This is a genomic window from Streptomyces sp. NPDC001406, assembly GCF_042895285.1.
Classification (GTDB): domain Bacteria; phylum Actinomycetota; class Actinomycetes; order Streptomycetales; family Streptomycetaceae; genus Streptomyces.
Map to the genome: position 1 here is coordinate 193,553 of NZ_JBIAWG010000006.1, position 14,179 is coordinate 207,731.

The following is a 14,179-nucleotide window of genomic DNA, read 5'->3' on the forward strand; positions in this document are numbered from 1 at the left end:
GTTCAGTTCCCGTCGTAGGAGTAGAAGCCGCGGCCGCTCTTGGTGCCGAGCAGGCCCTGGTCGACCATCCGGCGCAGGGCCGGGTGGGTGACGAACTCACCGGTGCCGTAGTGGTCGTGCAGCACCTCCAGGGTGCGGACGACGGTGTCGAGGCCGATGAGGTCTGCGGTGCGCAGGGGGCCCGAGGTGTGGCCGAGGCAGCCCTTGAAGAGCTCGTCGACCTGGCTCGGGGTGGCGACGCCGTCCGCGACGACGGCGGCGGCGAGGTTGACGACCGGCATGAGGACGCGGTTGATGACGAATCCGGGCGCGTCCTCGACGACGACGGCCTTCTTGCCCATGCGCCGCAGCAGCGTGTCCACGGCCGCCATGGCCGCGTCGGAGCTGGCCTTGCCGCGGACGACCTCCACCATGTCGATGCGGTCGACCGGGTTCATGAAGTGGACGCCGACGACCCGGCCGGGGTCGGCGAGCCGCTCGGCGAGCCGGCCGATGGGGACGGCGGAGGTGTTCGCGGCGATGGTGGTGTCCGGTGCGATGACGTCTTCCAGCGCCGGGTAGAGGGCCCGCTTGGCCTCCTCGGACTCGGTGGTGTTCTCCACCACGAGGTCCGCGTCCGCGAGTGCGGCGAGGTCGGTGGAGGGGCGGATGTCCAGTGCGTGGGCGCTCCGGCCGCCGCCGAGGAGGGTGGCGAGCCGCTGGTGGCGGCGGATGGTGGTGCGGGCGGTGTCGAGGGCAGCGGCGTCGGAGTCGACGAGTGTCACCGTGTACCCGGCCGCCGCGGCGGCGTGGGCGACGCTGGACCCGATGACTCCGGCTCCGAGCACTCCGATCGTGGGTGCGGTCATGGCGTACGACTCCCGTTCTCGCTGGGTTCCGGTTGCTGCGGCGCCGGGGTGGCGAGCCAGTTCTCCACCTCGCGTGTCATGCCGCCGAGGGTCGCCGAGGCGAAGACCACCGAGGAGGGCACGGACCGTCCGGTGAGCTGCTTGAGCCCCGAGATCAGATGGACGCCCATCAGTGAGTCGCCGCCGAGGTGGAAGAAGTGGTCGTCGGGGTGGACCTCGCGCAGGCCCAGCAGGACGCGGAACCGCTCCGCGAGGAACCCGGACACGGTCGAGGGCGCAGGCGGTCCGGACACGGTCGAGGGCGCCGCCCCTCCTGCCACGGGCGTCCGCTCGTGCTCCGCGGTGTCGTCCCGACCGGCGGGCAGGGGCGCGGCGGCCGGCGGTGCGGACGCGGTGCCCGGCCAGGGGTCGGCGGGCGGCGCCGAGTCCGGCAGAAACCTGCGGCGCACCAGGTTCCTGGGCGGCAGGGTCGTCCTGCGTCCGGGGGCCGGGTGCAGGCGCTCCCAGTCGGCCTCGACCCCGTGGGTCCACAGCTCGCCGAGGGCTTCCAGGAGGATCTGCCGGTCCGGCACGTGCTCGTAGGACTGCCGGACGGTGCGCACGCACACGGCGTCCGGGGCGGTCTGGCCGATCCACGGGCGGGTGGTGCCGGGGCCGACCTCGATCAGGACGCGGTGCCGGTCCAGGACCAGTCCCGCGGCGGTACGGAAGCGGACACGGCCGACCATGTGGTCGCGCCAGTACGAGGGTTGGGGTATCCCGCCGTCGAGCCAGGAGCCCAGGACACTGGAGGCGATCGGAATACGGGCCGGGTGCAGCCGTACCTCCCGCAGGTCCTCGCCGAGCAGGTCGGCGGCCCGGGTGAGCTGGGGCGTGTGGAAGGGGTGCGCGGTGTCGACGGGCAGGACCGTGAAGCCGTCGCCGCGCAGCCGGTCGGCGAGCGCGGAGATGGCGGCGGGGCGGCCGGAGAAGACACAGTGCCCCGGTCCGTTGTCGGCGGCGAGCCAGGTGTCGTCGAGGGCGTACTTCTCGACGTCGTCGGCGGCGGCGAGCACGCCGAGCATGGCGCCCTCCCCGGCCGTGACGACGAGGTCGGCGCGGCGCGCGACGGCCGCCATGGCGTCGTCGAGGCCGATGACGCCGGCCAGGACGGCGGCCACCCACTCCCCCAGGCTGTGCCCGAGGAGGGCGGCGGGCCTGATGCCGAGGTCCATGAGGGTGCGGGCCATGGCGTGTTCGAGGCAGAACAGGGACAGATGGACGTCGCGCAGCTGCCGGCGGGGCGACGGCGTGGCACCGTCCCGGCGCAGCATGGCGCGCAGATCGACCCGGTTGCCGTCGCCGGAGGAACGCTCCTGCCCGGAGGCGAAGGACCGGCCGACGGCCCCGTCGGTGAGTTGGTCGGCGACCGTGACTGCGGCCCGCAGATGGCCCGCGAACAGGGGATCGGTGCGGGCCAGGTCGGCGCCCATGCCGAGGTAGTGGCTGCCGATGCCCGGCAGGACGAAGACGACCTCGGGCGCATCGGCCGGGGCCCGTCCCTGCTGCACACGCAGCCGGTCGGCCGCGAAGGCCGCCTCGGTGCCTGCTGCGGGGGTGACGACGGCATAGGCGCGGTGCGGGTGGCGATGGCGTGCGGTCTGGGTGGTCCAGGCGGTGTCGCCCGTCCGCGCCGGGTTCCGCTCCAGGTGGTCGCGTACGGCATCGAGGTCGGCGGTCAGCGCGTCGGGGTGGTGGCTGGAGAGCAGCACCAGTTCCGCCTCGCCCGTGGCCGCCGCGGCGTCGCGGGCGCGGGGCGGGGCCTCTTCGAGGACGATGTGGCAGTTGGTCCCGCCGAGGCCGAAGGCGCTCACCCCGGCGCGCCGTGGGCGGTGTCCGGCGGCCGGCCAGTCGAGGGCTTCGCCCAGCGGGGCCAACGGCCCTTCCCTGCGGGCGAGATCGGAGGGGAGGCGCTCGAAGTGCGGGGTGGCGACGAGCCGGCCGTGGCGCAGCGAGAGCACGGCCTTGACCAGTCCGGCGAGGCCCGCGGCTTCGCGCAGATGACCGAGGCCGGCCTTGACGGCGCCGACATGGACCCGGTGGCGTACGCCGCCGAAGACCTCGTGGAGCGCGGTCCATTCCGAGGCGTCGCCGATGCGGGTGCCGCTGCCGTGCGCCTCGACGTAGTCCATGTCGTCGGGTTCGAGTCCGGCGACGTCCAGCGCGGCCCGGATGACTTCGGCCTGCGCGGCCGGGTCGACGCCGGCGAAGCCGGACTTGCCGGAGCCGTCGTTGTTCATGGCGGTGCCGCGGACGACCGCCCAGATGTCGTCGCCGTCCCGGAGCGCGTCGGCCAGTCGTTTGAGGACCACGGCACCGGCGCCGTCGCCGGGCACGGAACCGCCCGCCGCCCGGTCGAACGGGCGGCATACGCCGTCCGGCGAACCGATGCCGCCGAGCGGCGCCTCGTATCCGCCCGGCGCCGGAACCCGCACGGAGGCGACACCGGCGACTGCGAGGGAACTTCCGTGGCTCAGCAGGTCCTGGACCGCCAGGTGGACGGCGGTGAGCGCGGTGGAGCAGGCGGACTGGACGGTCACGGCGGCGCCCTGCAGGCCGAGGCGGTACGCGACGCGCGTGGCGGCGTAGTCGCCCCGGTTGGTGACCTCCAGCGCCTGGGCGTCGACGCCGGGGCGCCCGGCGAGGGCGGTGCCGACCCAGCGCTCGTACTCGTTGTGGCCGACCCCCGCGTAGACGCTGATGCCGGGGGTGCGGACACGGTCGACGTTCGCGGCCTCCAGCGCCTCGTCGGCGGCCTCCAGGAGCAGTCGGTGCTGCGGGTCGAGGAGCAGGGCCTCGGAGGGCGCGATGCCGAAGCGGGCCGGGTCGAAGTGGGCGGGACGGGGCACGGAGCCGTAGGCCGGGACGAACGAGCCGGAGGTGCGCTCGCGTCGGGTGACGCTGTCCTCGCCCGAGTCGAGGATCTCCCAGTAGCGGTCGAGGCTGTCGCAGCCGGGCAGGCGTACGGCCATGCCGACGACGGCCACGGCCCATTCGTCGTGGTCCGCGGACGGGGCCGGCGGCCCGGGCAGCGGGGCGTTCACCTCGGTTCACCTCCTTCGGACGAGCGGGTGCGGGTGCGGGTGGCCGACGCGGCCGTGCGGCGCGGCGGCGGACGGCGCCGTTCGGAGGGACGGCGGAGAGAATCGGCGTCGGCGGTGCCGTCGGTGTCCTCCAGCAGACGGGCGTAACCACGCGGCGTACGGGCGGCGAAGACGTCCGCGAGGGCGAACTCCCGTCCGCAGGCCGACTCCAGCGAGCCGCGCAGCAGCATCAGGCGGAGGGAGTCGCCGCCGAGCGCGAAGAAGTCGTCGTCGACGCCGACGGTGTCGAGTCCGAGGACACGCGCCACCAGCGCGGCGGCCCGTTCCTGGCCGGGTGTGGCGGGCGGGGTGTACGGCACGTCGAGCGCGGGGCGGGTGCGCGGGGTGACGCGCAGCGCCTTGCGGTCGACCTTGCCGCTGGGGAGCAGGGGCAGGGCGGGGGTCGAGGCCACATGGGCGGGGACCATGAAGTCCGGCAGCCGGGCGGCGAGATGCTCGCGCAGCCGCTGGGGCGGCACCTCCTCGCCGTCGGGCACGACGTAGGCGACGAGGACGGCGCCCTGATCGGGGTCCGGTATCCCGACGACCGCCGCGTTCGCGACCCCGGGGTGCCCGCGGAGCACCGTTTCGACCTCGGTGGGTTCCACCCGCTGGCCGCGCACCTTGACCTGGTCGTCGGCGCGTCCGACGTACTCGACCTGGCCGTCGGGCAGATGGCGGGCCAGGTCTCCGGTGCGGAAGAGGACCGGAGGACCGGCGGGGTCCAGGTGGTTGGGCCGGAACCGTTCGGCGGTCAGGTCCGGGCGGTTGAGATAGCCGTCGGCCAGGCCGGCGCCCGCGGTGTGGATCTCCCCGACCACACCGGGCGGCACGAGCCGGCCCGCCGCGTCGCAGAGGTAGATCCGCATGTCGAGCGGGACGCCGACGACCGTGCCGGTCCGTGCGGGCCGGGGCTCGGGGAGCGGTCCGGTGCGATGGCAGACGTAGTCGGCCTCGCTGAGCGTGTACGTGTTGTGGACCGCGAGGCCGAGGCCGCGCAGTTCGTCCTCCAGGTCCTGGCCGAGTGCCTCACCGCCGACGAAGACGTGGCGCAGTGCGGGCGCCGTCCGGAACGCGGGCTGGGTGACCAGCAGCCGCAGCATGGAGGGCACGAAGCTGACGGTGGTGATCCGCTCGTCGCGGATCAGCTCCGCCAGGTAGCGGTCGTCCCGGTCCTTGCCGGGCGCGGCCAGGACGGCGGTGCCGCCGGTCGCCAGCGGCCATGCGAACTCCCGGAAGCTGATGGGTGACTTGAGCAGATGCCGGTCGTCGCGGCCCATGCCGTACATCCCCTGCTCCAGACGGATGCGCGAGGTGTGCATGCGGTGCGGGCGGACGACGCCCTTGGGGGTGCCGGTGCTGCCGGAGGTGAACAGGACGTAGGCCGTGGTGTCGGGGCGTGCCCTGTCCTCGGGTGCGCCGGGCGGGGCGGCGGGCGGCGCGGCCGGGTCGAGGAGGTCGGCGACGGGCAGGCTCCGGCCGGCGACGGCGCGGTGCCCACTCCCGGTGGTGAGGACGGCGACGGGATCGACGAGGCCAAGGATCTCCTCGACGCGCAGGTCCGGCAGGTGCGGGTCGAGGTGGACGAACCCTCCGCCGGCCTTCCAGATGCCGAGGACGGCGGTGAACAGGGCAGTGTCGCGGTCACCGCTCAGCACGACGAGCGCGCCGGGTTCGGTGACGTACGGGCGCAGCCGCCGGGCGAAGCGGTCTGAGTCCGCGTCGAGTTCGCCGTACGTGACCTCCGTGCCGCCGTCGCGCAGGGCGATCGCGTCGGGGGTGCGGGCGGCCTGCTCGCGGAACATGCGGTGCAGCGTGGTGTCCGCGTGCACGGTGTGCGGGGCGTTCCAGGTGTCGAGCAGCAGGGTCCGCTCGTCCGGGAGAAGGAGGTCGACTTCTCCCGCGGTGGTCCGGGGCCGTACGGCGGTGTGGTGGGCGAGCAGGGCCAGGTGCTCGGCGACACGGCCGGCCGTGGCGGCATCGACGACGGCGGCGTCGTGGGTGAGGCGCAGGGCCGGTCCGTCGGCGGCGGCGGTCCACACGGGGCGCCCGAGCACCGCGGGCGGTACGGCCGGGCTGTCGGCCAGTACGGCCACGTACGGTTCACCGTCGACCGGCAGGTCTGCCGCGACCGGACGTGTGGCGCCCGTGAGGTCCGCCAGGGTGGGGGTCTCCTGGTCCTCGGCGCAGGCGTGGCGCACCAGGGTGTCGCCGGAGGTCCCGAAGACCTCCCAGCCCGCTCCGTACCGGTGGAGCAGCAGACGGCTGAGGGCCGCGAGCACCCGGTGCCCTTCGGGCGCGCCGAGCAGCCGGGCCGCGGGGGCGGTGAGCCGGGCCGACGTCCGCTCGGGGCGGGGCGGTGTGGCGGTGGGCAGGCGCTGGGGCAGGACGAGCATCAGTGCCTCCCGCCCGCCGCGGCGGCCGTGGCAACCCGGCGGTGCAGCACGGAGCGGGCCGCGGCCATGCCGGTGGCCGCGCCGTACGTAATGCCGATGATCTTGGAGGAGCTGTCGCCGACGAAGTACAGGCCGGGCACGGACGACTCCAGGTCGTCGGAGAGGTCGAGGTCGGGGAAGAGGCGTTCGACGACGGGTGCCGCGACGGTGGCGGTGCCCGGGACGAGACCCGGATGAAGGGTGTTGAGGCGGCCGACCATGGCGAGGACGTCACGGACGATGGACGCGGGCAGGCAGTCGCGCAGGTCGCCGTGGTGGTAGTTGATGAGGCTGGTGGTGAGCGGTCCCTCGGGCGCGGGCCGTCCGGCCAGTTCGTCGACGGTGCTGACGACGGGCCGTCCGCCGCCGTGTGCGGCCACGCGCGCCGCGAACTCCCCGGCGTGCTCGGTGCCGTCGATGTGCTCGGGCAGGTCGACCGTGGTGAGGATGCCGAGGTTGGACTTCGTCGTGGGCTGGTTCAGACAGTGCTGTCCGTCGAGCGCGACGGCGTCCAGGAAGCCGTACTGCATGACGCGGCCGCCCTCGCAGACACAGAACGTCCGGACCGAGTGGCCCTCCTCGTTGAGGAACGACAGCTTGGGGTTGTGGCAGCCGTCCAGCAGCGGCGCGAGGTCCGCGCGGTCGGCCTCCAGCCGGACGCCGAGGTCGACACGGCTGCTGGGCCGATGGCGGACTCCGATGCGCCGGGCGAGGTCGCGCACCCAGGGCAGGCCGAGCTTGCCGACCCCCACGATGACGTCGTCGGCCCGGAAGACGGCAGGCCCGTGCGGGGTGTCGGCGCGGACCTCGAATCCGCCGTCGGTCAGCGGTTCGACGTCGGTGGCCCGGTGGTGCAGCAGGACGCTCCCGCCGCCGCTGTCCAGCTCGTCCTTGAGGCGTGCGACGACGACGAGGGAGTCGTCCACGGTGACGCTCTGCGAGTAGGCCGTGTCGACGTGCTGGAAGACGGTGCCCTCGCCGAGCAGCGGGCCGTTGTCCTCCCGCGGCGGCCCGGCGGGCGGCAGCCCCAGCTCGTAGAAGATGCGGTACGCCTCGCCGATGAGGTGCTGCGCGCGGTCGAAGGAGCCGAGCGCGCGCTCCAGTCCGCTGTACGAGCGGACCGTCCCGTCGGGCGCGGACTCGATCTTGGAGCGGGTGAGGGAGGAGATGTATCCGAGGTTGGTGTCGAAGTGGAAGGCGGCACCGCCGAGTCCGGTGAGGCAGGTGCAGCGCGGGCACTGCAGCCGGAACTTCTCCGCGTCACGGACCGTGCGCCCGTCCATGCGGGCCACCAGGCGGGAGCACAGGCTCTCGCGCATGTCGCCGCCGGCTTCCAGGAGGGCGACTCGCCGGCCCGCCCGGACCAGGGTGAGTGCGGCGAACAGTCCGGCGGGGCCGCCGCCGATGACGACGGCGTCGGTGCGGGTCGTGCGGGTCGTGCGGGTCGTGCGGGTCCGCTCAGGCATGGTCGCTCCCGAAGGCTGCGGGCCGGCGCTCCAGATGGCGCTCGACGAAGGTCCGGTAGAACAGCCCGCTGGTGTCGCGGCCCTCGGCCTCGATGCGTTCGATGAGCCACTGGCAGGTGAAGGGCAGCAGATCCAGTACCCGGCCCGGGTGCTGTCCGGTGAGGGACCCGTAGCGGGCCAGGCCCCGTTCCAGCACGGACCGGAACCAGTGGTCCGTGCGGAAGACCTGGTCGTACAGCCAGTCGAAGCCGTGTTCCGGGTAGTCGGGGAAGACCGGGAGGGCGGTGGTGACGAGGAGGTTGACCACGTCCATGGCGGCGATGCCGGTGGCGCGGTAGTCCTCGAAGTCGAGGACACGGGCCGACCCGTCACGGGCGTCGTAGCGCACGTTCCACGGGCCGAGGTCGCCGTGGGTGGGCGCGAGCAGGGCGGTGCGCAGCGCCTGGTCGGCGTGCTCGACGCCGAACTCGGGGTTGCGGACGTACGCGGCGGCCGTCTCCAGGGCGCGCTCGGGACCGGAGGGCACCCGGTCCGCGGACAGGTGGAGCTCGGCGACGCGTTCGACGGCGGGGCGCAGCACCTGCCACAGCGCGTCGGGTCCGTCGGCGCCGGTGACGGCGGTCGGCAGGTCGACACCGGGCAGATGGCTCATGGTGAAGCCGCCGCACAGCGCGTCGAGGGGCACCGGGCTGCCCAGCGGGGCGGGTGCCGGGAAGCCGCGGAGGATCTCCAGTTCGCGGGCGAGTTTCGGGTCGGTGGTGGACAGCGGGACCTTGGCGACGGCGACGGGCACACCGTCGATGTCGAGTTGCACGAAGGTGCGGCGGCGGATCTTACGGGCGCCGGCCGGTGTCCAGGTGGTGGACCGCACCCGGTCGGGGGCGGGCTCGGGCGTGCCGGTCCTGGCCAGGTGGGCGGCGAGCATCAGCCGGGCCACCTCGTCGGTGTCCACGGTCCGTTCGGTCAGGTCGGCCAGGTCGGCGGGGGCGGGAGTGCCGCGGGTGGAGGTGCAAGTGGCGGGGGCGTGGGTCATGACGCCCTCCCGGCGGTGACGAGGTCCGCGTCGACGCCTTGCAGGAGGTCGGCGAGCGCGTCTCCGCCGAGCAGGTCGCCGAGTTCGTCGACGGCCGCGTGCCGCTCCTCGGCGGTCAGCTTCTGGTAGGCGGCCAGGCGTGCGTCCAGGTGCTGGGCCAGGTGGCGGTAGCCGGACTCGTCCGTGAGCAGTTCGCGTGTGAGCCGGTCCAGCGCCTTGGTGCCTTCCAGGTCGTCCTCGGGGACGGTGAACCTGCTGCCGAGGTCGGTGAGGCTGGCCGCGGTGTCGCCGGCGACGGTGCCGCGCAGGGCGCGGAGGTTGGCAATGTGGCCGTAGTGCTGTTCGGGGAGCAGCAGCGGCAGCCGGCGCAGGATGACGGACTCGTGCAGCGAGGTGAGGCTCGGGGGCACCGCGTAGAGCGGCGTGTGGGCGAGGTGCCGCAGGAACTCGGTCTGCGGCAGGAAGGCGTACTCGACCTCGACCGCGCCGTGGGTCTCGGTGACGGGCTCGCGGAACGCTCCGCCGCAGACCAGGATGCGGCCCAGCTCGGGTCGGGCGGCGGCCAGTTCGGCCACCCAGCGGCGCAGGACGTCGAGGTAGGCGTTGTGGGACTCGTAGTCGAGGAAGAAGTTCTGGAAGCCGCCCAGGTTGATCAGGAGTCCGGCCGGGCGCTCGGGCGGCGGCAGGACGAGGGCGTTCTCCAGGGCGCTGCGGTCGACGATGGGGCCGCACAGTTCGATGTGGTCGATGCCCGCCTCGGCCAGGGCCGCGATGCGTTCGGGCACCCCGGGGAAGTTCTGCGCGAACGACCGCCGGGCCAGGAGGTGGGCCAGCAGGATGCGCTCGTGCGGGGAGAGCGTGTCGAAGACATAGCGGGCGGTCTCGGGATCGGCCCAGCGGACGAGTTGGGCGCGCGCCGACAGTTCCTCGCTGCCGCGCCCGGTCAGCCAGAAGCCGAGGAGGCTGTCGAAGAACAGCACGGGGACATCGGCGCGGGCGGCCCAGAAGACGAGTTCGGCGTCCATGACGCTGACCACGAGGTCGGCGTCGCCGAGGCTCTGGGCGACGTCCTCGTACCGGCGGGTGTCGCCCTCGGTGATGCGGTGGAAGCGGTGGCTGTGGCGCCGGGCGAAGTCGAGTGCGACGTCCTGGCCGACGAAGTCGACGCTGCCGTCGGCGAGCAGGGGGGTGATGGCGACCAGTTTGGAGACGGGGCCGAACCCGCACGCCTGGGCGCTGGAGAGGATCCTCATCGTCACGCTTTCCTCGTGTTCCTGGTGAGTTGGCCGAGCACGGCGGACCGGATGCCGCGGCTGTCCACGCCGTAGAAGTGGAGAAGTTCTTCGTGGGAGGCCACCGGTGGGTAGCGGTGGTCGGTCTCCAGTCGCACCACGGGAGGTCCGTCCCGGCCGAGCGTCAGCGCGGTCCGGTCCCCCAGGCCCCCGGGGCCCAGGGACTCCGCGACGGTGACGACCAGCGCCCGGTCGCGGGCCAGGGCCCGCACCGCGTCCCGGGGGAAGGGGTGCAGGGTGGTCACCGAGGCCACGGCGGCCTCCACTCCGTCGGCGGCGAGGGCGTCGGCGGCGGTCAGCGCCTCGGCCAGGCACCGGCCGGTTGCCAGGAGCAGCACGTCGTCGCCGTCGCGCAGGAGACGGGCGGTGCGCGGGTCGCCGTCGGAGGCCGCGGGGGGCAGCACCGGGTCGGGGCGCGCGGAGAGTCGTATGTACGCGGGTCCGTCGGCCGACAGCACGGTGCGCAGCACGGACACGGCGTCGGCGGCGTCGGCCGGGCAGTGCACGCTCATGCCGGGCAGCGCCGACATGAGGGTGATGTCGTCGGTGGCGTGGTGGGTGGGGCCGAGGTGTCCGTACCCCAGTCCCCCGCCGACGCCGAGGAGGACCACGGGCAGGCCGGGCACGCACACGTCGAGGCGGAGCTGTTCGTAGGCCCGCCGGACGAGGAAGGGAGCCATGGCGGCCGCGACCGGGCGAAGGCCGCTGCGGGCGAGTCCGGCGGCGACCCCGACGAGGTTGGCCTCGGCGATGCCCACGTCGACGTACCGGTGCGGGTGACGTGCCATGACCCCCTGGAACAGCGCCTGTCCGTCGGCGCCCAGGGTGATCAGCGCGGGGTCGGCGTCGACGGCGTCGGCCAGGGCGGGGGCGAGGGCGGCGCGCATACCGAGCCGTGCGATGCCGGTCACGGCCGCTCGCCCCGGGCGAGGGCGGCGAGTGCCGTCGCACGCTGTACGGCGTCCAACTCGCCCATGTGCCAGGCGGGATCGCCCTCGGCGAAGGGGACGCCCTTGCCCTTGACCGTGTGGGCGATCAGCACCCCGGGACCGTCGCCGGCCCGCAGTGCGGCCAGGGCTTCGGTGACGGCGCCGGTGTCGTGCCCGTCGGCCTCGGTGACGCGCCAGCCGAAGGCCCGCCACTTGTCGGCGAGGGGCTCCAGGGCGTTGACGGTCTCGGTGTCGCCCTCCTGCTGAAGACGGTTGCGGTCCACGACGGCGACCAGGTTGCCGAGGCGGTGGTGGGCGGCGAACTGCGCGGCCTCCCAGTTGCTGCCCTCGTCGAGTTCGCCGTCGCCGGTGACCACGACGACCCGCTGGTCCCGGCCCGCCAGCCGAGCGCCGAGGGCCATGCCGCAGGCCAGGGACAGACCGTGGCCGAGGGCGCCGGTCGCGGCCTCGATGCCGGGTACGGCGTCGGACGGATGACCGGGCAGGGAGGCCAGGTCCGCCTCGATGACGCCGAGTTCGGCCAGGATCGCGTAGAGGCCGTAGGCGCCGTGGCCCTTGCTCAGCACGAGCAGGTCGCGGTCGGGCCAGTCGGGCCGGTCCGGGCGGTAGCGCAGGCCTCGGGTGTAGAGGACGGCGAGCAGGTCGGTCATGGACAGTGCGGCGCCGAGGTGGATCGCCTTGCGTGCGGCCAGTTCGACGACGCGCCGCCGGGCGCGGCGGGCCAGGTCGTCGGGGTGGGGCACGACGTCGGTGTGCGTACCGGCGGACGAGGGTGCGCTGCTGGGCGCATACATGCGGATACCTCCGGTTGGTCCCGGGGGACGGTCTTCGCGGCGGCGTCCCCACGCCGGGCAACGCAGAGTCAAGTAGCTTCATGACAGCTTGTCAAGGCTAGTCATTAATGGAGTCACTAACCGAGTCGGGAAATACCTCGGCACATTGACATTCGGAAGTCACGTGACATTGACTGAAGCGGAGAACCGGCCCGGCACCGCCTTTTTCGTGTTGCCGCCGGCCGGGCAACCGCGAGATGCGAGGAGTTCTCGGTGAAACCCCTTGTTCATGCCGTGGTGGGCTGCGGACGCGTCGCCCCCAACCATGTCGACGGCTTTTCGGTGCTCCCCGATGCCGAACTGCGCTGGGCGTGCGACCGCGACCTCGCGCGTGCCGAGTCCCTGGCGCGCCGGTACGGACTGCCCCGTGCGACGGCGGACCTGCGAGACGTCCTGGCCGACCCCGAGGTCGACAGCGTCTCCATCGCCGTCGACCACGCCCAGCACTTCGAGCTGGCCGCCGCGGCACTCGAAGCGGGCAAGCACGTCCTGGTCGAGAAGCCGCTGGCCCTGACCGTCGAGGAGGGCACCGCGCTGACGGCCCTCGCACAGCGCACCGGGCGCGTCCTGTCGGTCGTCTCGCAGCACCGGTACGACCCGGTCGTCACCGCCGTGCGCGACTGGATCGCGGGCGGCCTGCTCGGACAGCTAGTGTCCGGCACCGTCAGCCTCCAGTGCGGGCGCGACGACGCCTACTACGCCGACAGTTACTGGCGCGGCACCTTCGCGGGCGAGGGCGGGTCCGCCCTGGTCAACCAGGGCTATCACGCGCTCGACGTGACCCGCTGGCTCGTCGGCGGCCTCACCGTGGCCGGCGCGGCCGCCGGACACACGGCACCCCGTGGCGGGATGGAGACCGAGGACACGCTGGCGGCGCTGCTGCGGGGCCCGCGGGGCGCGCTGGTGACGTACCACGTCACGGTCGCGAGCAGCATCACCTGGCGCACCCGGGTCGAACTGGTCGGCACCGAGGGCTCGGTCCTCTTCGACCTCGACCACCCCGGGACGCTCCATCTCGCCGAGGGCGGCGAAGCGTTGCGCGCGGCCGCGCGGGAGATCGGCGCGCAGGTGGAGCCGGCCCCGGCCGGCATCGGCTACTACGGCATCTCCCACCGCCGCCAGATCGCCGACTTCGCCGGCGCGGTACGTGACGGGCGCAGGATGACGGCGGACGGCGAGGCAGGCCTGGACACACTGCGGCTGCTCCGCGAGATGTACGGTGCGGCCCGCCCCGGCGGCCCCACCGCTCCCGGCGAGCGCACGGCCGTACCCGCGGCCGCGAACGCCGTGCCGGCGCTGGGCGGGTGACGGCGCGTGGCAGAGGTCGTCGCCGTCGCCGGGGTCCCGCACACCCCGGTGTTCCCTGCCCTGGCCCGGGGTGACACGGAGTCGGGGGCGGAGGTGGCGCGGCGCTACGCGGCGGTGGACGAGGTGGTCGCGCGGGCGGACGCCGATGTCCTCGTCGTCCTCACCTGCGACCACATCAACACCTTCACCCCCGACATGTGGCCGACGTTCGCCGTCGCCACCGGGCACAGCGCCCTCGGCCCCAACGACGACGTGCCGGGCGTCTCCCCCATGTCGTACGCGCTGGCCGCGGATGCCGGGGCGGCGCTCCACCGGGGTCTGGTCGGCCAGGACTTCGATCCGGTGGCCCTCAGGGACCACTCGGTCGACCACTCGGTCGTGGTGCCGCTGCACTTCCTCAACGGGCGCCGGCTGCCCGTCGTCCCCGTGTATGTGAACGGCATGGTGGCCCCGAGGCCCTCGGCCGCGCGGTGCAGACGACTCGGCCGGGTGCTGCGCAACGCCCTGGAGGAGTTGCCGGGCCGCCGCGTCGCCGTCGTCGCGAGCGGCAGCTTCTCGCTGGAGGTGGGCGGACCCCGGGTGCTGCCCGACCAGGTGTACGGCGTGCCGCGGCCGGCCTGGGCCCGTTCGGTCGCCGACCGGCTGCACCGGGGCGACCTGGACGGCCTGGTCGCCGAGGCCACGGAGCGGCGCATCGAGGAGGCGGGCACGGTCGCCGGTGAGGTCCTGCCGTGGATCGCGGCCGCCGAGACGGCCGTGGACCTGCCCCTCGCCCTCATGGACCACCGGGACGGCGAGGGCCACGCCTTCGCGGCCTGGGGACCCGCCTGACCACCTGCCCGGACTGTGCAACACCCGTGGCTCCGGGACGCGATGGATGCGTCCCGGAGCC

10 protein-coding genes are annotated in these 14,179 nt (G+C 73.9%); 2 read left to right on the plus strand and 8 right to left on the minus strand.

What is annotated here, in order from left to right; all coding sequences use genetic code 11:
• Positions 1-2 precede the first annotated feature (2 nt).
• Genes ACFY1J_RS16345 through ACFY1J_RS16380 form a run of 8 tightly spaced genes read right to left on the minus strand, consistent with a single transcriptional unit; the run spans position 3 to position 11,940 of the window.
• Positions 3-848 carry a 3-hydroxyacyl-CoA dehydrogenase family protein gene (locus ACFY1J_RS16345; protein WP_390705596.1) on the minus strand — a complete coding sequence of 282 codons (846 nt, stop codon included), beginning with the start codon at positions 846-848 and terminating at the stop codon, positions 3-5.
• Complete coding sequence (locus tag ACFY1J_RS16350) at positions 845-3,931, minus strand: type I polyketide synthase (RefSeq protein ID WP_390731382.1); 3,087 nt, start codon at positions 3,929-3,931, stop codon at positions 845-847. Before ACFY1J_RS16350 ends, ACFY1J_RS16345 begins: the two co-directional genes overlap by 4 nt.
• The gene (locus tag ACFY1J_RS16355; protein ID WP_390731383.1) at positions 3,928-6,366 is read right to left on the minus strand and encodes a non-ribosomal peptide synthetase; all 2,439 of its coding nucleotides are present in this window, start codon (positions 6,364-6,366) and stop codon (positions 3,928-3,930) included. The genes ACFY1J_RS16350 and ACFY1J_RS16355 overlap by 4 nt, the downstream gene beginning before the upstream one ends.
• A complete protein-coding gene (locus ACFY1J_RS16360; RefSeq protein WP_390731384.1) occupies positions 6,366-7,871 on the minus strand; it encodes an FAD-binding protein in 1,506 nt (501 codons plus the stop codon). Before ACFY1J_RS16360 ends, ACFY1J_RS16355 begins: the two co-directional genes overlap by 1 nt.
• The gene (locus tag ACFY1J_RS16365) at positions 7,864-8,904 is read right to left on the minus strand and encodes a phosphotransferase (protein WP_390705592.1); all 1,041 of its coding nucleotides are present in this window, start codon (positions 8,902-8,904) and stop codon (positions 7,864-7,866) included. Before ACFY1J_RS16365 ends, ACFY1J_RS16360 begins: the two co-directional genes overlap by 8 nt.
• Entirely contained in the window at positions 8,901-10,163 is a 1,263-nt protein-coding gene (locus ACFY1J_RS16370; RefSeq protein ID WP_390731385.1) for a hypothetical protein, read from the minus strand. Before ACFY1J_RS16370 ends, ACFY1J_RS16365 begins: the two co-directional genes overlap by 4 nt.
• Positions 10,160-11,107, minus strand: a complete 948-nt coding sequence (locus ACFY1J_RS16375; protein WP_390705590.1) for a transketolase family protein — start codon at positions 11,105-11,107, stop codon at positions 10,160-10,162. The genes ACFY1J_RS16370 and ACFY1J_RS16375 overlap by 4 nt, the downstream gene beginning before the upstream one ends.
• Positions 11,104-11,940, minus strand: a complete 837-nt coding sequence (locus ACFY1J_RS16380) for a transketolase (RefSeq protein ID WP_390705589.1) — start codon at positions 11,938-11,940, stop codon at positions 11,104-11,106. Before ACFY1J_RS16380 ends, ACFY1J_RS16375 begins: the two co-directional genes overlap by 4 nt.
• Before the next feature lie 252 nt (positions 11,941-12,192).
• Here ACFY1J_RS16380 and ACFY1J_RS16385 point away from each other — a divergent pair, with 252 nt between their 5' ends.
• Both ACFY1J_RS16385 and ACFY1J_RS16390 read left to right on the plus strand, forming a co-directional pair.
• Positions 12,193-13,287: a Gfo/Idh/MocA family protein gene (locus tag ACFY1J_RS16385; RefSeq protein WP_390731386.1), complete on the plus strand. Its 1,095-nt coding sequence runs from the start codon at positions 12,193-12,195 to the stop codon at positions 13,285-13,287.
• Positions 13,288-13,293: 6 nt separating this feature from the next.
• Positions 13,294-14,118, plus strand: a complete 825-nt coding sequence (locus ACFY1J_RS16390) for a hypothetical protein (protein ID WP_390705587.1) — start codon at positions 13,294-13,296, stop codon at positions 14,116-14,118.
• The last annotated feature ends 61 nt before the right edge of the window (positions 14,119-14,179 follow it).